The sequence below is a fragment of the Clostridium celatum genome (assembly GCF_021412605.1).
Classification (GTDB): Bacteria; Bacillota; Clostridia; order Clostridiales; family Clostridiaceae; genus Clostridium; species Clostridium celatum.
Window position 1 is genome coordinate 1 of sequence record NZ_JAJKGM010000024.1, and the last position, 25,088, is coordinate 25,088.

Annotated in this window: 21 protein-coding genes and 1 pseudogene; 17 read left to right on the plus strand and 5 right to left on the minus strand. The window is 27.2% G+C overall.

The genetic code is table 11. From position 1 onward, the window contains the following. Positions 1-139: 139 nt before the first annotated feature. The 4 genes and pseudogenes from LPC13_RS10680 to LPC13_RS17255 all read left to right on the plus strand — a co-directional run bounded on the left by LPC13_RS10680 (position 140) and on the right by LPC13_RS17255 (position 3,056). Positions 140-706 carry a sensor histidine kinase gene (locus LPC13_RS10680; RefSeq protein ID WP_005209715.1) on the plus strand — a complete coding sequence of 189 codons (567 nt, stop codon included), beginning with the start codon at positions 140-142 and terminating at the stop codon, positions 704-706. Positions 707-1,031: 325 nt separating this feature from the next. Next, positions 1,032-2,069 (plus strand): annotated as a pseudogene (gene recA, locus LPC13_RS10685) (recombinase RecA). A 270-nt stretch (positions 2,070-2,339) separates the two neighbouring features. Then, positions 2,340-2,702, plus strand: coding sequence for a hypothetical protein (locus LPC13_RS10690; protein WP_051040629.1), 363 nt, complete (start codon positions 2,340-2,342; stop codon positions 2,700-2,702). Between the two features lie 12 nt (positions 2,703-2,714). After that, positions 2,715-3,056, plus strand: a complete 342-nt coding sequence (locus tag LPC13_RS17255; RefSeq protein WP_455423676.1) for a hypothetical protein — start codon at positions 2,715-2,717, stop codon at positions 3,054-3,056. Between the two features lie 123 nt (positions 3,057-3,179). Here LPC13_RS17255 and LPC13_RS10700 read toward each other — a convergent pair whose 3' ends face one another. After that, entirely contained in the window at positions 3,180-3,764 is a 585-nt protein-coding gene (locus LPC13_RS10700) for a TetR-like C-terminal domain-containing protein (protein ID WP_005209724.1), read from the minus strand. 153 nt (positions 3,765-3,917) lie between these two features. Between LPC13_RS10700 and LPC13_RS10705 the strand changes: the two genes are divergently transcribed. Together LPC13_RS10705 and LPC13_RS10710 are read left to right on the plus strand one after the other, a co-directional pair. Further along, the gene (locus LPC13_RS10705) at positions 3,918-6,029 is read left to right on the plus strand and encodes an efflux RND transporter permease subunit (protein ID WP_005209725.1); all 2,112 of its coding nucleotides are present in this window, start codon (positions 3,918-3,920) and stop codon (positions 6,027-6,029) included. A gap of 16 nt (positions 6,030-6,045) precedes the next feature. Beyond that, the gene (locus tag LPC13_RS10710; protein WP_005209726.1) at positions 6,046-7,992 is read left to right on the plus strand and encodes a GumC domain-containing protein; all 1,947 of its coding nucleotides are present in this window, start codon (positions 6,046-6,048) and stop codon (positions 7,990-7,992) included. A gap of 193 nt (positions 7,993-8,185) precedes the next feature. Here the strand turns inward: LPC13_RS10710 and LPC13_RS10715 are convergent, their stop codons facing one another. After that, entirely contained in the window at positions 8,186-8,893 is a 708-nt protein-coding gene (locus tag LPC13_RS10715) for a GntR family transcriptional regulator (protein ID WP_195245154.1), read from the minus strand. A gap of 179 nt (positions 8,894-9,072) precedes the next feature. Here LPC13_RS10715 and LPC13_RS10720 point away from each other — a divergent pair, with 179 nt between their 5' ends. The 11 genes from LPC13_RS10720 to LPC13_RS10770 all read left to right on the plus strand — a co-directional run bounded on the left by LPC13_RS10720 (position 9,073) and on the right by LPC13_RS10770 (position 22,340). Next, on the plus strand, positions 9,073-10,980 hold the full coding sequence (locus LPC13_RS10720; RefSeq protein WP_040418341.1) for a beta-glucoside-specific PTS transporter subunit IIABC: 1,908 nt from the start codon (positions 9,073-9,075) through the stop codon (positions 10,978-10,980). A gap of 43 nt (positions 10,981-11,023) precedes the next feature. Further along, the gene (locus LPC13_RS10725; RefSeq protein ID WP_195245155.1) at positions 11,024-12,469 is read left to right on the plus strand and encodes a 6-phospho-beta-glucosidase; all 1,446 of its coding nucleotides are present in this window, start codon (positions 11,024-11,026) and stop codon (positions 12,467-12,469) included. A gap of 192 nt (positions 12,470-12,661) precedes the next feature. Continuing rightward, on the plus strand, positions 12,662-13,519 hold the full coding sequence (locus LPC13_RS10730) for an MIP/aquaporin family protein (protein WP_320414756.1): 858 nt from the start codon (positions 12,662-12,664) through the stop codon (positions 13,517-13,519). 127 nt (positions 13,520-13,646) lie between these two features. Further along, complete coding sequence (locus tag LPC13_RS10735; protein ID WP_005209737.1) at positions 13,647-13,796, plus strand: hypothetical protein; 150 nt, start codon at positions 13,647-13,649, stop codon at positions 13,794-13,796. Between the two features lie 233 nt (positions 13,797-14,029). Then, the gene (locus LPC13_RS10740; protein ID WP_005209738.1) at positions 14,030-15,670 is read left to right on the plus strand and encodes a potassium/proton antiporter; all 1,641 of its coding nucleotides are present in this window, start codon (positions 14,030-14,032) and stop codon (positions 15,668-15,670) included. A 288-nt stretch (positions 15,671-15,958) separates the two neighbouring features. After that, complete coding sequence (locus tag LPC13_RS10745) at positions 15,959-16,774, plus strand: hypothetical protein (RefSeq protein ID WP_005209740.1); 816 nt, start codon at positions 15,959-15,961, stop codon at positions 16,772-16,774. A 111-nt stretch (positions 16,775-16,885) separates the two neighbouring features. After that, entirely contained in the window at positions 16,886-18,016 is a 1,131-nt protein-coding gene (locus LPC13_RS10750) for an ATP-binding protein (RefSeq protein WP_234088801.1), read from the plus strand. A 3-nt stretch (positions 18,017-18,019) separates the two neighbouring features. Beyond that, a complete protein-coding gene (locus LPC13_RS10755) occupies positions 18,020-19,429 on the plus strand; it encodes a vWA domain-containing protein (protein ID WP_195245159.1) in 1,410 nt (469 codons plus the stop codon). 183 nt (positions 19,430-19,612) lie between these two features. Then, positions 19,613-20,509: a tetratricopeptide repeat protein gene (locus LPC13_RS10760; protein WP_234088806.1), complete on the plus strand. Its 897-nt coding sequence runs from the start codon at positions 19,613-19,615 to the stop codon at positions 20,507-20,509. A gap of 100 nt (positions 20,510-20,609) precedes the next feature. Beyond that, positions 20,610-21,197 (plus strand): ECF transporter S component, encoded by a 588-nt coding sequence (locus LPC13_RS10765; protein ID WP_005209752.1) that lies wholly within the window; start codon positions 20,610-20,612, stop codon positions 21,195-21,197. Positions 21,198-21,512: 315 nt separating this feature from the next. Then, on the plus strand, positions 21,513-22,340 hold the full coding sequence (locus LPC13_RS10770) for a glycerophosphodiester phosphodiesterase family protein (protein ID WP_005209754.1): 828 nt from the start codon (positions 21,513-21,515) through the stop codon (positions 22,338-22,340). A gap of 36 nt (positions 22,341-22,376) precedes the next feature. Here LPC13_RS10770 and LPC13_RS10775 read toward each other — a convergent pair whose 3' ends face one another. The 3 genes from LPC13_RS10775 to LPC13_RS10785 all read right to left on the minus strand — a co-directional run bounded on the left by LPC13_RS10775 (position 22,377) and on the right by LPC13_RS10785 (position 24,915). After that, positions 22,377-23,234 (minus strand): hypothetical protein, encoded by an 858-nt coding sequence (locus tag LPC13_RS10775; protein ID WP_005209756.1) that lies wholly within the window; start codon positions 23,232-23,234, stop codon positions 22,377-22,379. A gap of 227 nt (positions 23,235-23,461) precedes the next feature. Then, entirely contained in the window at positions 23,462-24,496 is a 1,035-nt protein-coding gene (locus tag LPC13_RS10780; RefSeq protein ID WP_005209758.1) for a DNA/RNA non-specific endonuclease, read from the minus strand. Between the two features lie 2 nt (positions 24,497-24,498). Further along, positions 24,499-24,915, minus strand: coding sequence for a hypothetical protein (locus LPC13_RS10785; RefSeq protein WP_005209759.1), 417 nt, complete (start codon positions 24,913-24,915; stop codon positions 24,499-24,501). Positions 24,916-25,088: the final 173 nt, after the last annotated feature.

Consider the following 25,088-nt stretch of genomic DNA (forward strand, 5'->3'; position numbering starts at 1 on the left):
ATCAATGTGAATTATTAGCTAGAAGTGCAGCATAAAAAAGTTTGACTTTTTGTGTCCAAAATATTGACATAAGACCACAACTGTACAATTAATAAATTCACTTAGTAAAAATATTGCATATGATAAACTTAAAGATTATATGAATATTATAAGTAAAAATTGTGATAATTTATTAAAAATAATAAATGATATTATAGATACTTCAAAGATAGAAAGTGGAAAATATAAAATAAATAAAAAAAATAATGATATAGTATATATAGTTGAAGAAGCTGCTCTTAATATGAGTAAATTTATAGAAGAAAAAGGAGTATCTCTTATAATTGATCCAGATATGGAGGAGAAAATTATATCCTGTGATGAAGTTGAAATAGAACGATGCATAATCAATTTATTAGGTAATGCAGTTAAGTTTACTGATAAAGGTGGAGAAATTAGAGTCTATATTAAGGAACTTAAAAATAATATTGAGATAACAATTGAAGATACAGGTATAGGAATATCACAAGAAGATCAAGAGTTTATATTCAAACGATTTTCACAAGTTGAAGGTACAGAAGTTATGAAGACAAGTAGTAGTGGTATAGGTCTTACTCTTGTTAAATATATAGTTGAACTACATCATGGATATATTAGACTTGAAAGTGAGATTAATAAAGGTAGTAGATTCACTATAGGAATTCCAGATGTACTAGAAAGTATATAGTGTAAATATTTAATATATTAAAATGAATCTTTAGTAAGCAAGACTCCAAATATTGATTTGGTGAGTGAAACTTATACCTGAAAATATGTATGAGTAGATATTTCTTATTGATACTTAGAATAAAGTTAAGATATAAACAATCTAAAAACAATAAAAAGATTAAAACTAAAATTATGGTATTACATCAATTGAAAAAAATATGCTATACTTTAAAAGTCAATGCGTTGTACCAACGGTCATACCACTTGCCGTTGGTTCAACGCATTTTTTATTTAAATAAAAATGAGCATAATTAAAAAATCAATCAAAATGGAGATGATAATAAATGGGTATTGATAATAATAAGATTGCAGCAATAGAATTAGTTATGAACCAGATAGAAAAGCAGTATGGAAAAGGATCTATTGTTAGACTTGGATCAAATACAATAATGAATATAGAAGCTATATCAACTGGTTGCTTAGCAGTAGATATAGCATTAGGGATTGGTGGAGTTCCAAGGGGGAGAATAATAGAAATATATTGACCTGAGTCTTCAGGAAAAACAACTGTTACATTGAGTATAGTGGCAGAAGCACAAAAATTAGGTGGAGTAGCAGCTTTTGTGGATGCTGAACATGCATTAGATCCATCATATGCAAGAAAGATAGGCGTTAATACAGATGAATTAATAGTTAGTCAACCTGATACGGGAGAGCAAGCACTAGAGATAGTAGAAGCTCTTGTAAGATCGAATGCAATAGATGTAATAGTAGTTGACTCTGTTGCAGCATTAGTTCCAAGAGCGGAAATAGAAGGTGAAATGGGAGATTCACATATTGGATTACAAGCTAGATTGATGTCACAAGCATTAAGAAAGCTTACTGGGGCAATTAATAAGTCTAAATGCGTAGTAATATTTATAAATCAATTGAGAGAGAAAATAGGAATTATGTTTGGAAATCCAGAAACGACAGCAGGAGGAAGAGCCCTTAAGTTTTATTCATCTGTAAGATTAGATATAAGAAAAATTGATACAATAAAAGTTGGAGATACTGTTTTAGGAAGTAGAACTAGAATAAAAGTAATAAAGAATAAAGTAGCTCCACCATTTAAACAAGCTGAATTTGATATAATGTATAATGAAGGAATTTCTAGAGAAGGTAATTTAATAGATATAGCTGTTGAAGCAGGAATAATTCAAAAGAGTGGAGCATGGTTTGCATATGAAGATATAAGATTGGGGCAAGGTAGGGAAAATTCTAAAGTTTACTTAAAGGAAAATCCAGAGGTGGCCCTAAAAATAGAAAATATTATAAGAGAAAAACATAACTTAACATTAATAAGCAATGCAAAAAATGAGAATATAGTTGTAGGGGAATAAAATAATATTGAATTTAATAAAGCAATAAAATGTAAAATATGAACTATCTCCTAGATGATGTCATATAAAATACTTCAAATTGCATATTATTATTTTTTGTAATACCTTATATCAAAGAAGTATTGTTAAACATACTATAATTAATATGAAAAAATAGTTTTTACCTTGAGCTACGTATATAAGATAAGCTATTTTGTAGAAATGTAATTTGAGGGTGAGAATATATTAAATCAATTTTGGACACCAAGAAAAGTTTATGAGCCTTGTGGTATGTTCACATATGGACACATGATTTTATTAGGATTAAGTATAATTTTATTGATAGGATTATTGGTTATTTCTAGGAATGTTGATGAAAAACAAGTAAAAAAAATAACTCGAGTATCTGCAATTATTATTACAATTCTTGAAGGTATACAGATAGGTTTTAATTTTTACTTTGGTTATACTTGGATAAATGCATGGTTTCCAATGTGGTATTGTGGTATATTTATTTACTCATTATGGTTAAGTGGTTACGGAAAGGGAAAATGGAGAAGAATGGGTGATAGTTTTCTTGCAGGAGCATCAATGATAGCAGGAGCAACATACTTAGTTTTCCCAGCAACAGCATTAACAATATATCCTACATGACATTATCTTTCTATATATAGCATGTTTTTTCATACTATGATGATTTATATAGGAATATTGTATTTTTATAAGTTGGATATAAAATTAAATAAGCAATTATATAAAAGTTATGTTAAATATTTTTTATTTTTTGCACTAATAGCATTTGTATTAAATAACTATTGTGGAAGTAATCTGATGATGCTTAAAAAGCCAGCTAATATACCAATTCCACTTGCTTATACATTATATAAGTCAATGCCTTGGGCATATACAGTTATAGTATTTATAGTATATTTATTTGTACCATATTGGGTAACTGCTTACTTAAGTAAATTTACAAAAAGATTAAAAGGATTAAAGAAATTAAAATAGAAATAATGTTTAAAAAAAAATAAGAGTATAACTAATTAGTTTTTTATGATTTTAAATTAATTTTTATATAAAAAGTGATGATATAACTTTATAGTAATATCATCACTTTTTGTTTGAATTTAACTAGTCCAATTCTGGTTGATTTAAAATAATACTACAAGTATTAAGAATTCCATTAGATAGCTTAGTTAAGTATTCTATAGAGTCTTGTCGTTCTAAAGAAATCCAATTTTGAATTAATCCAATAAAGCCAGAAAAGGCAAAGGAGTAAAAATAATCATAATTTTTTAAGTTTCCATTAGGGAATATATTACTCCAAATATCAATGCATCGTTCTTTCATTATTATCTTAAGTTTATATATAAAGTTAGAATCAGCATTTATATGAGGTCCTAATAATATAGATAGGATGTCATAATTGGTATCTATAAAAATTATAATTTCATTTAATAGTAAATATAAATCTTCTTTGGTTTCAGAAGTGAATTTATGTTTTGATATTATATCATTAAATTCTAAAAGTATATTTTCTTTAATCTGATCAATCATGTCAAATATATCAGTATAGTGGAGATAAAAGGTTTTTCTATTTATATCAGCAAGTTCTGTTAATTCTTTTACAGTTATTTTATTAATGGCTTTATTTTGCATAAGTGTAAGCAAAGCTTCATATAATATTTTTTTTGTTCTTTTTACACGTCTATCCATAAAAACTCCCTTAAATTTAAACTTTTTATTAAGTAATACTCATTCATGATTAATGTGTGTATTATACCACTAGCATACAAAGAATGGCAATTGAAAATAAACAGTTTGAAAAATATAATTTATTCAGAAAATAGTTAAAAAGGGGGATACAAAATGGAAGCATTATTTAAACAAATAGTAAAGCATAAAAAAATAATTATTAGTATCTTTTCAATTGCAGTTATAGTATGTGCAATTTGTAGCAAATTTGTATCTGTAAATTATGATATGAATGATTACCTTCCAGATGGTTCTGCATCAACTACTTCATTAGAAGTTATGGAAGAGGAGTTTGGAAGTGGAATACCTAATGCTAGAGTAATGGTATCAGATATAAGTATACCAAAAGCATTAGAGTTAAAAGATGAATTAAGTAGTATCGATGGTGTACAAGAAGTTACATGGCTTGATGATGCAGTAGATATAACCAAACCAATACAAACATTAGATTCAAAGACCGTAGAAGATTATTATAAAGATAATTCAGCATTATTTTCAGTTACAATTAGCGAAGATAAAAGAATTAGTGCTGTAAATGAAATTAGAGAATTAATTGGTGATGATAACTCTATGTCTGGTGCAGCAGTAAATACTGCTACAGCAACACAATCAACAACAAAAGAGGTAAGTAAAATAATATTATTTATAATTCCTATTTGTTTAGGTATCTTATTAATTACTACTACATCATGGATAGAACCAATACTGTTTATGTTAACAATAGGCGTAGCAATAATGTTAAATAGAGGGACAAACCTTTTATTTGGAGAAGTTTCATTTGTAACAAATGCAGCAGGAAATGTTCTACAACTTGCAGTTTCAATGGACTATGCAATTTTCTTATTACACAGATTTTCTGATTACAGAAAAGAGGGATTTGAAAATGAAGAAGCAATGGTAAAAGCATGTGTTAATTCTGTAGGTTCTATTTTTTCAAGTGGTATAACAACTGTTATAGGATTTGCAGCTCTTATATTAATGAGATTTAAAATAGGACCTGATATGGGAATAGTTATGGCTAAGGCAATAGTATTTAGTTTGATTACAGTTTTAGTTTTATTACCAGTAATAACTTTATATGCTTGCAAACTTATTGATAAGACAACGCATAAATCTTTAGTGCCTGAATTTAATGGATTTGCCAAAGTTGTATATAAACTTATGATTCCAATGATTATATTATTTAGTATTACTATAGTGCCTTTTAGATTAGCACAAGCTGAAAATAGTTTTGATTATGGGTCTTCAAAAATATTTAATGAAACTACTAAATTAGGGAGCGACACAGTAAAAATTGAAGATAAATTTGGTAAATCAAATACGTTAGTTTTAATGGTACCAAGAGGTGATTTTGCAACAGAGACAAAATTAAGTAATGAACTAAGAGAAATTAAAGAAGTTTCTTCAATTATATCTTATGTAGATAATGCTGGAGCAGAGGTTCCTACAGAATATGTTAATGAAAGCATATTAAGCAAGTTACTTTCAGATAATTATAGTCGTATGGTTATTACAGTATCAACAGATTTTGAAGGTGATGTGGCTTTCAATACAGTAGAAGAAATAAGAGAAATAGCTAAAAAATATTATTCAGATAAATATTACTTGGCAGGGGAAAGTGTTAGTACTTATGATTTAATGGACACTGTTACTGCAGATAATGTGAGGGTTAATGCAATTGCTATTGGAGTTATATTTATTGTTCTTTTAATAGCATTTAAGTCACTTCTAATTCCGATAATTTTAGTATTAGCTATTGAAACAGCAATATGGATTAATTTAGGAATACCTTATTTTGCAGGAAATAACCTTCATTATATAGCTTATTTAATTATAAGTTCTGTTCAGCTAGGAGCTACAGTTGATTATGCAATATTACTTTCTAATAGATATATGGAATATAGAAGAGAGGTTAATAAGAAAGAAGCATTATTAAATACAGTTTCAGCTGTTTCTTTATCTATTATTACTTCAGCTACAATTTTAACATTAGCAGGTTTATTGCTAGGTGTAATATCAACACATGGCATTATAAGTCAATTAGGTTCATTAATTGCAAAAGGAACTATTTTATCAACAGTTATAGTTTTATTTGTAATCCCAGGACTTTTATATTTATTAGATAAACCAATTCAAATGACAACAATAAAAGCTAATTTTAAAAATGGTAAAAAAGATGTAAATAATGAAAATGTAAATGAAGAAATACTAGTTAAGGAAATGTAAGAAGGGAGTTTTTTATATGAAAAAGAAAAAAATAATAACTATGATTTTAGCAGCAACTATTGCTAGTAATAGCATTGCACCTATATGGGCCTTTGCAGATACTAACAATTTAAATAAGGTAAATACAGATAAAGAGGAAGTTATATATATAAATTTAAATAATGATGGAACTGTTGAGGGAGCATATGCAGTTAATATATTTGACAATGAAAATGTAGTGGATTATGGAGACTATGTTTCAATAAGAAATATGAATACTGTTGATGAATTAGAATATAATGACGGACAAGTTACAGGAACTAATTCTGCAGATAAATTATATTATGAAGGAGTATTAGAAAATATAGAAATCCCTTGGAATATAGAACTTAAATATTATTTGGATGGTAAAGAAGTAACATCAAATGAAATTGCTGGTAAAAGTGGTGCTTTAGAAATAAAGTTAGATATTAGCGAAAATAAAAAATGTGATTCAAGCTTTTTTGAGAATTATGCATTACAAACAACACTTTTGTTGGATTCTGATAAATGTAAAAATATTAAAACAGATGGAGCGACTATTGCAAATGTAGGTAGTGATAAACAATTATCATATATAATTCTGGCAGGAAAAGGTGCAGAAATTAGTATAAAAGCAGATGTAGAAGATTTTGAAATGGATTCTATAGCTATAAACGGAGTTAAACTTAATCTTAATGTTGATGTGGATAATAAAGAATTAATGGACAATATTACAGAACTGCAAAATGCAATATCAGAGGTAAATTCAGGAGCGAGTTTATTAAGTGATGGAACAGTAACGTTAAAGGATGGAGCAGGAGAATTAAATAATGGAATTACTTCTCTTGATTCAGAAATAAATTCTTTAAACACAGGAATCACACAAGTAGAAGATGCACTTAAAACATTAAATAGTAAATCAGAATCATTAGTATCAGGATCAAGCGAAGTTTCAAATGCATTAAATCAAATTTCAGATGCATTAAATGATGTTAATGTATCTTCAGAAAATATATCAGCTTTAGTTGAAGCATCATCTTCTATACAAGGTGGAATTGATAGCTTAGTCCAAGGAATAGCTGATTTACAAGCAAGCGCTAATTATGAAGCGTATAAAAATTTAATGTTATCAAATGGCGCAGATATTGACTTATTACAAAATAGTAATGCTTCTACAAGTGAAGCACTTAAGAACCAAATTGCTATGTTACAAGCAAATAAAGAACAATTATTAGCAGCTGGAGTAGAAGCAGCAGACCAACAAATTATTACTATTGATACTCAAATTGAATTATTTACTCAATTAATAACATTATTACAAGGAAATAATGCAGTAATGTATGGAACAGAGAGTTATTTAAATTCCATTTCTAATGGAACATCTAACTTATTAAATGGAGCAACTGAATTACAAGTAAAATATGCTGAATTTAATAAAGCTATAGAAAATCTTACAACTACATTAAATGGATTAGTGTACAACATGTCTACATTATCTTCTGCTATAAATACATTAGTTACAGAATATAGTGCATTAGACCAAGGAATTAATGATTATACAAATGGGGTACAAGCATTACTTAATGGATATTCACAAGTTGTAAATGGAGCAACAACATTAGTAAATGGTACTTCAGAATTAAAAAGTGGAGCAGAGACACTAGTTTCAGGTACAGAAACTTTAGCTGATAAAACTACTGAATTATCAGAGGGAACTACTGAATTAAATAATCAAACAAGCGATTTAGATACACAGGTTACAGATAAAATTAATAATATGGTTGATGAATTATCAGGAAATTCAGATGAGGTTATATCATTTGTATCAAATAAAAATACAAATGTAAAATCTGTTCAATTTGTTATTAAGACACCAGAAATTCAAAAGGAAGAAGTTGAATATACAGAAACAGCAGAAGAAAGTTTAACACTATGGGAGAAAATTCTTAACTTATTTAAGTAGAAAAAGATTTAAAGATTATCTATAAAAATACTTTTTATTAGTTTTAATTAATAGCCAAACACTTTATAGTAATAATCTTAATATCATTATAAAACTAAATATATAATAAAAATAACCTATAGAGAAAAGTTTAGTAATAACTTATTCTATAGGTTATTTTTATGTAATTGAGTAATAATAAATCATTTACTTGTTATTTCATTGTTGAAGATTGAAGGAAAAATTGAGTGTTTTCGTAATTATAAATTAATTTTGAAACATTAAATAATACTCCAGAAGATAGATATATTTGTTCTAATATAAACATTGCTGGATCCCCAGTATTTAATTCTAATAGATTAGCAATATTAGTATCTAATTTTTCCAAGTGTAAATATCTATCAGAAAATCCTAGGTTTAAGTTTAGCGCAGTTTCTAGATATTCGAAAATTGATCCTTTAGCAATTTCCTTAGTAAGATATGGAACTATGCTTTTTTTATAATAAGCTTCTTCATAGCACATAATTTTACCATCTATATATCTAAGTCTTTTAACAAGATAAACCTCATCATTAATATTACATTCAAGCAGTTCAGCAATTTCTTCATCAGCATGTATAAGATCAAATTCTAATACTTTTGCTGTTATAGTAAATTCTTTTAATGTACTGGTAAAGCCTTGCGTTGTATTTAGGTCTATATAGCCACTACGATTTCTTCTTCTAACAAAAATTCCACTTCCTTGCACTTGATAAACTATTCCTTTAGATACTAAAGATTCTATAGCTTTAACAATGGTACTTTTACTTACTTTATAGTCGGAAGCAAAGTTTTCTACTGTAGGCAATTTTGTTCCTTGTGGAAAATCATTACTATAAATATAGTTTTCTATTTCGTTTGCAATTTGTTGATATTTTAGCATTTTTACTCCCTTGTCTACTTAACATATTTATATTTTCAGTATAGCATAAACAATATTTAAATTAAATATGAGAAAATGTTTTCAAAAAAACTGTTGACAAATTGTACTGGTATAATTATAATGTGAATATACAATTTAATTATTAAGGTATAAAAATATTGTTGTGGGGGATTGGAAAAATGTCAAAAACAATTCGTGATTATGAAAAACTAGCGGTAGATATAATAGAAGCCGTTGGAGGAAAAAATAATATTATTAAAGCATCAAGATGTGCCACAAGACTTAGATTAGTCTTAAAAGAAACAACTAATGAAGCAAAAGAAAAGGTTTCCGGACTTACTGGAGTAATAACAGTAGTTGAAAATGGAGGACAATTCCAAGTTGTTATAGGAACTCATGTAGGAAAAGTATTTGATAAGGTTGCAAGTGAGCTTAACTTAGATAGTAATGCTATAGAAGAAGATGCTCCAAAGGCAAGTGTTTTAAATAGAATAATTGCAACAATGTCAGCTGTGTTTGCGCCATTTATATATATCCTAGCAGCTGCTGGTATATTACAAGGTACATTGATATTAATTAATATGGTAAACCCATCATTTTCAAATACAGGTACTTATGAAGTATTAAGCTTTATGTCATGGGCACCATTTACATTCTTACCAATATTCATAGCTGTTACAGCATCTAAACATTTTAAAACTAATATGTTTATTGCAATAGCATGTTGTGCAGCATTAGTAAGTCCAGATTGGGCAGCAATAGCAGGAAGAATAGCAGATGGAGAAAGTATTAGATTCTTAGGTATTAGTTTAGCAGAAACAACTTATACATCATCAGTATTACCACCATTATTCTTAGTATGGATATTATCTTATGTTGAAAGATTTGTAGAAAAGAAATTACCAGAGGTAGTTAAATCTTTATTTACACCATTAATTTGTTTTGTAGTTATGGTTCCACTTACTATATTAGCAATAGGACCTTTATCAGATGGATTAGCTACAGCAATTGCAAATGGATATAACTATTTATATGATTTAGCACCAGCAGTTGCAGCAGCAGTTATCGGTGGATTATGGCAAGTAGTAGTAATTTTTGGAGTGCACTGGGGAGTTACACCAATGTGTTTAGCAAACTATGATATGTACGGAAGAGATACATTCCAAGCGTTCCAAACTATGGCAGTTATAGCTCAAACAGGAGCAGTTTTAGGAGTATTTATAAAAGCTAAAAGTATGGCAACAAAGAATATATCTTTATCAGCTGGTATTACAGGATTATTTGGTATCACAGAACCAGCAATATATGGAGTAAACTTAAGATTTAAGAAACCGTTTATATGTGGATGTATAGCAGGGGCTGTAGGTGCAGTTGTAGGTTCATTCTTTAATATAGCTTACTATGCTTATGCAGGTCTTCCAGGATTATTAACAGTTGTAAATGCTATTACTCCAGATAATTCAAGTTCATTTATAGGAATGTTATTAGGAGCAGCTATATCATTCTTTGGTGCAATAATACTAGTTCAAGTAGTAGGTATTGGAGAAAAGGTAGAGGATGTTCAAAAAGAAGCTAAAAATGTTAAGAGTGAAGAAGTTAATCCAGTTTTAACTGCTGGAAATAGAGAAATAAAAAGTCCTTTAGCAGGTAAAGTAATAGAATTAGCAAAAGTTAATGATCCAGTATTTTCATCAGGAGCTATGGGTAAAGGTATAGCAATAGAACCAAATGATAATAAAGTATATGCGCCATTTAATGGAACTGTAGAATTTGTTGCAGAAACAAAACATGCTATAGGTTTAAAATCAGAGGATGGAGTAGAAGTATTAATTCATGTTGGAATGGATACTGTAAAAATGAATGGAAGAGGATTTGATGTTAAAATAGCAGCAAATTCAAAAGTTAAAGCAGGAGATTTACTATTAGAGTTTGATAGAAGTGCTATAGAAAAAGAAGGATATTCTTTAATTACACCTGTTGTAATAACTAATAGTGATTCTTATGATCACAACACATTATGTGTAGATCAAGAAGTTAAAAATGGAAAAGCAATAATTAATCTAAAAGAATTAAGTATACAATCATAGTAAAAAACGAAGTACAAAATATACGAAATAAAGGAGAATAATTATGAATAAGTTACCAAATGACTTTTTATGGGGAGGAGCTTTTGCTGCTCATCAATTTGAAGGCGGATGGAACGCTGGAGGAAAGGGGCCAAGCGTTGTTGATGTAATGACAGCTGGTGCACATGGTGTTCCAAGACAAATAACTGAAACAATTATGGAAGATACTTTTTATCCAAATCATGAAGCAATAGATTTTTATGGTAGATATAAAGAAGATATAGCTTTACTTGCCGGAATGGGAATTAAATGTTTAAGAACTTCAATTGCATGGTCAAGAATATTCCCTAAGGGTGATGAATTAACTCCTAATGAAGAAGGGCTTAAATTCTATGATAATGTGTTTGATGAGTTATTAAAGTATGGAATAGAGCCAGTTATAACTTTATCTCATTTTGAATTACCATTACATTTAGCAAGAGAATATGGTGGATTTAGAAATAGAAAACTTGTAGATTTCTTTGAAAGATTTGCTGAAGTTTGTTTTAAAAGATATAAGAATAAAGTTAAGTATTGGATGACTTTTAATGAAATAAATAATCAAATGGATACTAATAACCCATTATTCTTATGGACAAACTCTGGTGTAACTCTTAAAGAAGGTGAAGATCCAAGAGCAGTTTTATATAAGGTAGCACATAATGAATTATTAGCAAGTGCAAAGGCTGTTATAAAAGGTAGAGAAATAAATCCAGAATTTAAAATTGGTTGTATGGTTTCTCATGTTCCAATATACCCATACTCTTGTAATCCAGAAGATATAATGGCAGCTGAAGAAGCTATGCGTGAAAGATTCTTCTTCTTAGATGTACATGTAAGAGGACATTATCCAAGATATGCATTAAAGGAATTTGAAAGAAAAGGCTATGATATAGGAATGCAAGAAGGTGATGCAGAAATATTAAAAGCTGGAACTGTAGATTACATTGGATTTAGTTACTATATGTCAAATGTAGTAAAGTCAGGTGTAACTAATGATAATGGAGAAGTTTCTGTAAATGGATCATTAGAAAACTCTGTAGAAAATCCATATATCAAGTCTAGTGATTGGGGATGGCCAATAGACCCAGTAGGATTAAGATATACTTTAAACCGTATGTATGATAGATATGAATTACCATTATTTATAGTTGAAAATGGTTTTGGAGCACATGATACAGTTGAAGAAAATGAAGAAATCCATGATTCATATCGTATAGATTACCTAGGAAAGCATATAGAAGAAATGAAGAAAGCTGTAAACTATGACGGTGTAGAATTAATGGGATATACTCCATGGGGAATAATAGATTTAGTATCATTCACTACAGGAGAAATGAAAAAGAGATATGGAATGATTTATGTAGATCGTGATAATGAAGGTAACGGAAGTATGAAGAGATTATGCAAAGATTCATATTACTGGTATAAAGATGTTATTCAATCAAATGGAGAAAAGATTGCTGAATAAATTTAGAATTTAAATATAGATTAATATATTTTTAAAACTGACCCAAGACAGAAGAAGGAATCACTTTGATATAAATCAGAGTGATTCCTTAATTTATGTAGATATTTCATAGAGATATATAACAAAAATAAAAATTAAATTTTAAAGTGAATAAATCAAAAATAATTAGTAGCAAAAATTATTTTAAAGCGGGTGAAATTAATGAATGTATTTTTAGCAGAATTTATAGGAGTAACAATATTAATATTTTTAGGTTGTGGTATATTAGCGGGAAATTCATTAAAAAAATCAGGGACATTTAAAATTGGAAGTGTAGCTATAAATTTAGCATGGGGATTTGCTGTTGCAATGGCGGTTTATGCTGTAGGAGATATAAGTGGAGCCCATTTAAATCCAGCAATAACAATAGCTAAGGCACTAATTGGAGACTTTCAGTGGAGATTAGTTCCAGGTTATATATTGGCTCAGGTTTTAGGAGCTATGTTTGGAAGTTTATTAGTATATATTCAGTTTTTACCACATTGGGATAAAACAGAAGATGCTGAGGTGAAATTAAGTATATTTGCTACAGCACCAGCAATAAAAAATAATATTACTAATTTCATAAGTGAATATTTAATTACTTTTATATTAGTATTTTTAATTTTTACTTTAGATAGAAATGAATTTTCAGTGGGAACAAAGCCTTTAGTTATAGGTGGATTAATATTTTCATTAGGAGTATGTTTTGGTGGAGTAACTGGAGCTGCATTAAATCCAGCTAGAGATTTTGGACCACGTTTAGCTCACTTTTTATTACCAATACCAGGCAAGGGAACTTCAAACTTTAAATATTCATGGATACCAATAATAGCGCCTATTATGGGAGGCTGTACAGGTGCAATAGCTAATTTAGCAGTATATGAAGGTATAGTTAATATTAAACTTTATGTAATGTTAATATCTACTATAGTAGTTTTATTTATAATAAAAATGGTTGAGCAAAGCAAAGAAAAAAAGATAAGTTATATGGATAAAGTGGTACAAATTAATATATTTAGTGAAAAATAATCTAATTTATATAAATAAATTTATTATTTATTAAAGTAATATTAGTAAATTAAATTACTTATTATAGAGAATTAAATTGGGTAATATAAAAATGAATTATATTAATAAGATTTAAGAGGTGAATATAATGAGTACAAAATATAAAAATACTAAAAAGAAAATGGCATCTTTAGGACTTAAGAAAGATAATAATGGTAATTATGTTTATATTGACCCAAATGATACTACTTCAGAATTTGTACCAGTAAGAAATAGAAATAAAGAATGTAATAAATAGTTAAAATTAAACTTTAATAAAAAAGGAAATGTATATAATTAATTTTTGTATGCATTTCTTTTTTTATTAAATAAGAATATGCAATATTTTTATAAGCTTTTAATACTATATTAAATTAGAAAAATTTTATTAGTTTTAGATTCAGTAGACCAATGTTTCGAATAGTATAAAGTAACACTATTTAATTTATTCATAGCAATATACGTAGATATTATTAATAAAGGGGGTAATTTATGATTAAATTAATGATTATTAGTGCATTAGTATTATTAATATGTGTTACTTCTACAAAGATATTATATAAATTTGGAGTGCCCATTCTTTTAATATTTATAGTTCTTGGAATGATTTTTGGATCTGATGGCGTTGTTGGTATATATTTTGATAATTATGATTTAGCCAATAAGATTTGCTCTATAGCATTGATATTTATTATGTTTTATGGTGGATTCGGTACTAATTGGAACATGGCTAAACCAGTGGCTATTCCATCTATATTTATGTCATCAATAGGAGTGATTTTTACAGCTGGACTAACGGGAATATTTTGTTTTTTAGTATTTAAAACAACGCTTTTAGAGGGATTACTTATAGGCTCCATAGTTGGGTCTACAGATGCGGCTTCTGTTTTTGCTATATTAAGATCTCAGAGATTAAATCTTAAGGGATCAATTGCTTCTATATTAGAAATAGAAAGTGGAAGTAATGATCCATGTGCATACATGCTTACAATAATAATATTAGAATTAATGTCTAGTGGGAATTATGGAAATATTATTCCAATGGTGTTAGGACAAATTATAGTAGCAATATTAGTAGCTGTTATATTAGCAAAATTATCTGTTTATTTTTTAAGACATTCAAAGTTTGAAATAGAAAGTTTTTATACTATATTTATAACAGCTATAGCAATACTGTCTTATTCATTAAGTGAATATTTTATGGGCAATGGATATTTAAGTGTTTATATAGCAGGAATTATTATAGGTAATAGTAAAATACCACATAAAAAGAGTATATTTCAATTTTTCGATGGTATATCATGGCTTATGCAAATAATGTTGTTCTTTTTACTTGGATTATTGGCTTTCCCATCAAGGATACCATCAGTAATGATTAAAGGTATATCAATTTCAATATTTATGATTTTAGTAGCAAGACCAATTGCAACATTTAGCATTTTAAGTTGGTTTAAGATACCTAAAAAACAACAACTTTTTATATCATGGGTAGGTATAAGGGGAGCAGCATCAATAGTTTTTGCAATATTTGCTGAAACTTATGGAGTGTTAATAGATAATGATATTTTTCATATAATATTTTTTATAGCTTTATTTTCAGTAGCAGTACAAGGAACGGTTATACCTAGATTGGCTAAAAAACTTGATTTGATAGATAATGAAGAGTCTGTTTTAAAAACATTTAATGATTATAAGGAAGATAAGAGTACAAAGTTAATAGAGTTTACAATTGATGAACATAATAGTATTGCCAATAAGACTATTATGGATGCCAATATACCAGAAGATATTCTTGTTGTTATGATAAAGCGTAAGGGGGATGTCTTTGTACCAAATGGTTCAACAGAAATTCTTCCAGGTGATACATTAGTGCTATCAGGTAATAAACTTAAACATTTTAATGAATATAAAGAGGGAAAGAGTACGACTTTAACAGAGGTTGCAGTAGAGAAAAGCAATGATATAGTTGATAAATCAATAAAAGAGGCTAATATACCAGATGATGTTCTTATAGTAATGATAAAACGTAATGGAGAGGTAATAATACCAAATGGAAGCACAGTAATTCTTGATGGAGATATATTAGTTATAACGGCAAATAACGAGGAAGAAATAGATAGTTTAATAATATAAAATAGCAAATAATTAAATTAATATATATTAAGGTAAAAAAATAAAAGCTAGAAAGTAACCAGCAATAAACTTTTTAGCTTTTAACTACATATTCAACTTAAATATAATAAGTAGAGAATATTAAAGTAAGGAAGAGTATAATGCTGAAGAATTAATATATTTAGTAAATATAATAAATCCTACTATATTTATCTACTTTAAAATAATTTCAAAAGTATTATAATTTAAATAGATAATAATAATTATTAAATAATAGTTTAAATCGGTTATGTAAATAGAGGGAATATTATGGATGAAGCTAAAATAATTGAAATGATAAAAACAAACCCTATGGGAATAAGAAATATAAATAATCCTACTAATGAAATGAAATTAATAGCCTTAGACAAGAATGGTCTTTTATTAAGATATATAACTAATCCAACAAAAGAAATGCAAGAGTTGGCTATGAAGAGGAATGTTAGAGCAATTGAATATATAAATGAACCTACAGAAGAAATGATGATAAGAGCAGTTGAAGCTGGATGGACTAATTTGAGTTATATTAAAAATCCAAGTGAAGACGTAATTAAAATAGGAATAAAGCAAAGAGGATGGGCAATTCAATATGCAAAAGATCCAAGTGAAGAATTGCAATTAATGGCAATAAGGCAAGATTATGATTCAATAAAGTATATAAAAAATCCTTATGAAAGTGTACAAGAAGAAGCAGTAAAGATAAGTTATGATGCATTAAGATATATAAAATCACCTAGCTACAATGCAGAAATTATTGCTATTAAAAATAATGAATCAGCAGTTAGATTTGTAAATAATTTAAATAAGGAAAAAATATTAAATTTCTTTAAGGAGAATATTTTAGTAATTAAATATATATCTAAAAGTGTGTTAAAAGAAATACCTAAAGAAGAAATAAAGGAAGCATTAAAAGAAGTATTATCAAAAGATGATATTGAAGAAAAATATGTTAGAGATTTTTTAAATTGTAATCTTATAAGTGTAGATAGTGAGTATATACCTATAGATAAGATGATGTTTATTTATGAATATGGAAGTAAAAAGGCGAAAAAGATAGCTGTAGATGAGAAACTAAAGATAATATAAAAGTAATTATATATGGTTAGATATTAAATAGCATGTAAAAATAGAGTCTAAAAATCAAGCGAAATATAGATGGTATAGTTTAATAAACCTTAAACTTATGGAGGAAAAGAAATGAATTTTATAGATACGTTAAAAAGTGTTGAATTAGTATTAGCTACTGGAGAAGTTCCATTAGTAGTAGGGGAAAGTGGAATAGGAAAAACAGCATTAGCAAGGGAAATAGCAAGAAAAAATTCTTGGAGCTTTGTTGTTATTGATGGAAATTTACTTAAAGAAGGAGAGATAGGGGGACTACCTACAGTAGAATCTTATGTTGCAGTGGACTCTATAGGTAATAAGGTTGAAAAAAAGACAACAATATATGCAGTTCATACAAAATTAAGGGAAATAGATGAAGAAATAGCTAAAGGAAAAAGTGTGCTTTTATTTATTGATGAAATAAATCGTTGTGAGCATACAGTACAACAAGAGCTTATGAACTTAATATTAAATAGAGAGATAAATGGATATAAGCTACATAAAGACGTAAAAATATTAGCTGCAATGAATCCATCAAGTAAATATGGTTCAGATTTTAATTATCAAGTTGTAGATATGGATGCGGCTCAAGAAAATAGATTTGTATGGCTTAATATGGAAAGCGATCATACAGCTTGGTTAAAATGGGCAATGGACATTGGAATAGAACAAAAGGTTATAGAGTTTATTTCTACATTCCCTGAATATTTACATAAAGTAAATGAAGATGATGTAAGAGCTACACCAAGAAGCTACGAAAGACTTTCAAAGACTTTTAAGATTTATAAAGATAAAATAGATGAAATCCCAAGAGAAGTATTTGTAAATGTCATAAAAGGAAATGTAGGAAAGCTAATTGCAGAAGAATTTATAAGTTTTGTTGAAGCAAATCAAAAACCGTTAATATCCTTTGAAGATATTTTTTCAGGAGATGTTCTTAGCGAAGAAGTTATAGAAAAAATTAAAGGTGAAAGTCATACAAGGCTTTATTTAACTGCGATGAATACTTTAAAAGCTTTAGAAAATAATATTCAAGGTTATAATGATGAAAAAAGTTATTATATTAATAGATTCATAGAATTTATAAAGAAGTATCCTATAGATTTAATGGTTGGAATAATGAAAGATATGAAAAATAGTTATCCTGAAACTTATAAAGTAGCTTTAGAAAATGAAAAGTTTGTAGAAGCATATTTTGAATCCTATAGTCAAATAAGGGGATAGTATATGGAAAGTTATTTTGAAAAGCAAAAAAAGGAACTTTATGAAAATATAAATGAAATTGTTAGCAGTGCAGCTATGTTTAAAGCAAAGCGTAATAGAGAAAGCTTTGATGCTGATGTACCACAAGAGTTTAAAGAGAAATTTTTTAGCCTTATAAGTAAAGTTAATTTAAGTTTAATGGAAGATAAGGATAACTTTTATGGGTATTTTTTATTCCAGATGGAAAAAGAGATAAGATTTGATATAAGTAGTCCTACTGGTGTTAACTTTAAAAATGCTAAGTATGTTATATATTTTAACCCAATAATATTTTTGCAACTTGATATAAAACAAATGGAAAGTACAATTAAACATGAAATTCATCATATATTATCTATGCATTTAGTAAGAGCAAAGGAATTAAAGGGAAAATACAGCACATTAGCAATTAATTTAGCTATGGACATAGTAGTGAATCAATATTTAAATAATTTGCCACCATATGCAACTACATTAAGAGGTGTAAATACAAAATATTCATTGAATCTGGAGCCATATAATACTTTTGAATATTATGCAGAAAAAATTCAAAATGAATTAGATTTGTTAGAGGATGATGATGAAGGTGAAGAAGATGATACTAGGATAGATGAAAATATAGAAAATCAGTATAATCCAGAAAACACTCATGATATTTGGGAAGAAAATAGTGTGCTAGATGAAAAAACTCTTAAAGACTTTACAGATAAATTTATTAGTAATGCAGAAAAAGGACAAATTCCTCTTCACATAGAAGGTATGATAGCATCTCTTAGAAAAAGTAATAGTGAACTACCTTGGAACCTATATCTTAAAAGGTTAATGGGAACAGTGGAAAGTAATAAAAAGAAAACTATAACAAGAAGGAATAGAAGACAACCTAATAGACTAGATTTAAGGGGAGAACTTAGAAATCACAAAGCAGAAATAGCAGTTGCTATTGATATAAGTGGTAGTATAAGTGATGAAGAATTTAAGCAAGCAATTAAGGAAGTACTTTCTATAGTGAAAAATTATAATCATGAAATTACAATTATAGAATGTGATAAAGAAATTAAGCGTGCCTATAAAGCTAAGTCTATGAAAGATGTAAAGGATAGGATATCATCAGGTGGTGGAACTAGATTTACTCCTGTCTTTGAATATGCTAATAATAAAAATATAAATTTACTAATATATTTTACTGATGGAAAAGGTGAAGATAAATTAAGGGTAATACCTAGAGGATATAAGACGTTATGGGTTATTTCAGGTAGAGGAGATACACTTTCCTTAAAAGAACCATATGGTGCTATTAAAAAGTTAAGTAAAGTTGAAATAAAAGATACTACGGTAGATATGAAAGATGTTAGAACTGATGGATATTCAATGAATAATCAAGAACCAATTTTTTAATAATAAAATATAAAAGGAAAAGAGGAGTAAGTTATATAAGTGGAGTAGTATTATCAGTTGATGGAGCTACTGTAATTTAATATAATGTAAGTTAGATATAATGAAATTAGTGTAAAAATAAGATTGTACCAATTAAGGTGCAATCTTATTTAATTTGGAGGATTTACTTTGGATAAGACATACATGTTTGATAACTATATATCAATAGGACGTAATTTTATGACTGAAAAAAACTATTTAAAGGCTTTGAAATTTTTTAAGAAAGCATATGAATGTAAAGAAGGAAAAGAAGATATAGATTTAATTTTAGATTTAGCATTTTTATATGATAAAATAGCACATTTTGATTTAGCTGAAAAAATGTATAGAAGAGTACTAGAACTTGATGATACTAACGCTATTGCGTATTATGGCTTAGGAATTATTTATGATGATGATGAAATGTATGAAGAAGCAATTGAGTATTATAAAAAAGCAATAGAGAATGATAATAAATATGAAAAGGCATATTTCTTTTTAGCTAATGCTTATGATGAATTAGGTAATAAGAAAGAGGCTATAAAAAATTATAAAGAAGTTTTAAAACTAAATCCAAAAGATTTATGGGCAAATGCTAATTTAGGATGTATTTATGATGAATTAGAAGATACAAAGCTTGCTTTAGAATATATGAAAAAAGCACTTGAAATAGATAGTAAACACTTTAGAATTTTATTTAATATGGGGGTATTTAACAAAAAGTTAGGTAATTTAGATTTAGCAGAAGAATATTATAAAAAATCAATAGAAGAAAATCCATATTATCCATATAGTTATTTAAATTATGCTGTAATGTATAGAGCAAAAGAAGATTATAAAAGAGCTATCGAAATAATAAATAAAGGTATAGAAGAAAATGAAGATGAAGGTTTTTTATACTATAATAGAGCGTGTTTTTATGTAGCTATTAATGAGCTAGATTTAGCTTTAGAAGATGTTCTTAAATCTATAGAATTAAATGATTTTTTTGAAGACTATATGAAAAAAGATGAGGAACTTGATGGTATAAGAAATTTAGAAAAATATAAAAAAATGTTTTAAATATTTAATTTGTGAATATGTGTATGGATACAATTGCATAAAATACCATTTTAGGTATAAAATTTATTTGAAGTTTTATAATTAAAAGGGGGTAATTATTATGAATGCACAAATAAGATTTAAAAAATTAATTCAAACAGCATTACTTGCAGCATTGTGCTTTGTATCATTTACTTATTTACAAATTAAAATTCCTATGCCAGGTGGAGATGCAACTTCACTTCACATTGGAAATGCTTTTTGTGTTTTAGCAGCTTTACTACTTGGGGGATGGTATGGTGGACTTGCTGGAGCAATAGGTATGACAATTGCAGATTTACTTGACCCAGTATATATAACAGTAGCACCAAAAACATTTGTATTAAAATTATGTATTGGTTTAATAACAGGATTAATTGCACATAAAATTGCTAAGATTAGTGAAAGTGATGATAAGAAATATATTTTAAAGTGGAGTATTATTTCATCAATTGGAGGATTAGCTTTTAATGTAATTGCAGATCCTATTGTTGGATTTTTTTATAAGCAATATGTTTTAGGACAACCACAAGATGCTGCTGTTATTTTAGCAAAATTAAGTGCAGTAACTACATTTGTAAATGCGGTAGTATCTGTAATATTAGTTGCAATTATTTATAATGCAATAAGACCAATTTTAAAGAAATCAGGTTTATTATTACCTGTTTAATATTAAGAGTAATAAAATGTACTTACAGAGTTTTGTAAGTACATTTTTTATATTTAAAATACTTTATTATTTGAATTTTATTTACAAATTAAAAATGTATATTTGTTTTAGTAACTATTTTAAGATATAACAAAGTATGATTAGTAAGTCCAATAGCAGTGATGTTTGTAGATTTAAAATATAGTTTTTTCATGTATTATGAGTAATATTATGGAACTTATATATACTAAATATATAAATTAAAATTTACTACTAAATAAATTAATACTTTAAATTTACATAAAATTAGAATTTGAGTTACATGAGGTGATATTAGTGTTAAATAAAATATCAAGACGATTAAATCTCATAATAATATTAGTTATTATTTTAATAATTAGCTTTACTTCTACAACATCTAAAATATATAATGCAGAGAAAATTAATAGTTATAAAGTAGATACAACTTGGATAACTGATAAACCAATAGCACATAGAGGTTTACATAATAAGATATATCCAGAAAATTCAATGGCAGCTTTTAATAATGCAATAAAAAATGGATATCCAATAGAATTAGATGTTAATTTTACAAAAGATATGAATGTAGTAGTTATTCATGATAATAATCTAGAGAGATTAACTGGAGTTTCTAAAAAGGTTAAAGATGTTACATATAATGAATTAAAAAATTTAAAGATATTAAATACAGAGCAAAGTATTCCATTATTTAAGGATGTCCTAAGGCTTGTAGATGGGAAAGTACCTATATTAATAGAGATAAAAGGCTGTGAAAATATCAGTGCTCTTTGTTGTGAAGTTAATAATATACTTCAGGGGTATAAGGGAGACTTTGCAATTCAATCCTTTGATAGTAGCGTTATTACATGGTACTCAAAAAATGTACCAGAAGTTAAAAAAGGTATTTTAATAAATGATATTAATGATGAAGGATCTTTGAAAAGTTATAAGAAAATTATTTCTAATACTTATGATAAAGCAGATTTTATATCAATTAACATAAATAGTTTAGAAGACAAAAGAATTCAAGATTTAAGAAAGACGGGATATACAATAATATCATGGACAATACAAAGTGAAGATAAAAAACTAAAAGCTAAAAATTATTCAGATAATTATATATTTGATAATGATAAAATATAAAAGATTTAAGAGTTCAATTGTAAAGGGGTGATATAATCACCCCTTTAATAATTCATCAGTGGATAAAATAACAGTTCCATTAATATTAGAAAAAGTTTCTGTTATTTTACTAGTAGCATTTTGGGTTCCAGGTAAAAATGATAATTTTATATCATAATTTTCAACTATGGTCATTTCTTGTATAATCCAGTTATTATCAATAGTTACATACATTATTATACTATTAAAAATAGGTGTCTCAACACTACCAGAGGATGTCATTATCTCATTAACATATGCTTTTGTAGCAAGAAGAGGATTTAAAGAGAATGAAAGTGTATATAAGTTATTATCTTTCTTTTCAATATGTTTAGAAAGAATAGTATTAGAATCAACTATATATCTAATAAAAGCAGTGGGCAATCCACCATATCGTTTTCTATATTCATCTTTAGATATTATTTCAGACTTACCATTCCAAGAGGCAGTGTCCTTAGAAATATGAGTTCCTTGTAAAATAGTAATATCATTACCATTATAAAAAATTCTATTAGCTAGTTGTTTAAAAATACTATAGCTTATAGCTTCAGAAAAATAATTTTCACCATCATACTTTTTACTTCCCTTAATACTTTGAGAAAATCCAGATGCTTTTATATAACCTGTACTTTCAGACGTGAAAGATTTGGAACTTAATAAATAATATCTTGCTATTTTAAAGTTAGTTAAGGCATCATAATTTGAAGGAGTTTTGGATGAAAAATCATCAGATTCTATTTCCGGAGGAATAGGATTATCTTCAATATTTTTTATAGAATTTAAATTTATACTACAATTAATAGAGGTAGAAGAAAGGAAAACTACACAAATAAAAGTTATAAAAACTCTTATTAAAAATTTTTTTTGATTTGACAAATTAACTCGCCTCCAAGATTTTATAATAGGTATGAAGCATAGTTTAGCATAACGAAAATATTATATCAAGTAATTAGAAAATGGTTTAATTTAAATTATAATTTAGTAGTTATTCTTATGTATTTAAAGTAAAGAGCACCTAGCAAGATTAAATATTCTTACTAGGTGCTCTTATTATAGTATTTAATTTATATTAGGTATAAGATTATTTAAATATAGCTATATGCTTACCTTGAGGCTTTTCTATATCCAGCAGCAATAGCTTCATCTTCACTATTAAAAATAACAAGATAGTTAGAATCAGCCATATTTTCATAATCTCTTTGGCCAGGACAGTGATAAATTTTAGATTTAGAATTTCCTCTTATGACAGTTGCTACATCAGAATTATTATCAGAATCATTATTAATATTTGAACTAGTGCTATTAGAAGTACTTGAATCATTAGTTGAATCAGTTGATGAATCAGTATTTATTATTTCTTCACCACTAAGGGCACTATTACCAGTTGCATAATCTATTGTAATTCCAGGTTGTATGTTATAAACAAATACGTTGAATTCAATACCTTCACCATCATCTTCTACAGATTTTGCTTCCATTTGAACGCCTGTAGCAACAAGATTATTTCCTTCAAATACTGGTGTAACTCTATATAAGACATGATTATTTGTTTCTTTTATATAGTCAGCAACCATATTTTCAAATGGTAACATTCCTTCAACATTAAAGTATCTTGTACCAGTAATTAAGTTTTCTTTATTTGCATTTTCAGCAGTTAATTGGAAACCAATTAAATGAGATCTATTATATAGGTATTTTCCACTTATGATATCATATTTAACTGATTGCCAACCGCTAGGTTTAACTGAACTTATAGATTCTCTGTTTTCAGTAGGCATTAAATCAGTTCCTATATTTGCAAAGGCAACACCACATCTTCCTAAACTATCTAATGGGCTATATTCTTCAAAGGAAGTAGTTGTTAAATCAGAGTCAGAAAAGTTAGGAACATTATCATTTAAAACTACATAGTCATTTCCAGAGTATGCTGGAATATCAGCAATATCCGTATTAAGTTTATTACCATTTTCATTAGAATTAGATGAAGGTACATTATTAGAAGAAGAGTCTTCAACTACTTGTCCACCATTTGTAGTAGAAGGAATATCAATTGTAGAACAACCAATAAATGTATTTAGGCATAGGAATACGCCTAAAAGAACAATTGTTAAATTTTTTAGTTTAAATAAATTTTTCATTATTATATTCTCCTATAAGTTTCTTTTGTTATTTTTTCATGAGATGAACCTACAAAATCTTCAGAATTTATTAATTGCCAAGAATTATTTTTTAAATCAATATCAAAGTATAAATCTGAAGGATAAAGTCTATTCCATTTATAAATAACTAAAGTATTAATTTTATTTTCATAATTAAATAATGATTTGTTTTCAACTAAACAGAAGCTAGTTTCATCACATTCATTAAGAAAATCCTCACAAACTTTAATATTTCCAGTATCAATATCTTTATATAATTTGTAGGAATATTCATTCATAAAAAGATTAGTGTCTTTAACAATATCCTTTATACTATTTCTAAGTATCTTATCTTGACTTTGTCTTCTTTTGTTAAACATCATTCCATTTTTATCATCTAAACAAACAATTATATTCATAGGTTACCTCCTTCTTTTACTCTTTGTATTATATCAAAAATATTAAAATATAGTCATATATATATTTATATTTTAAATTAATGATAGAAAAATTTTATGTGACATATAAATATAAAGTTTTATGTTAAAATAATATTAAAATTACTTAAGTATTAGGGATGTAGTATTTAAAT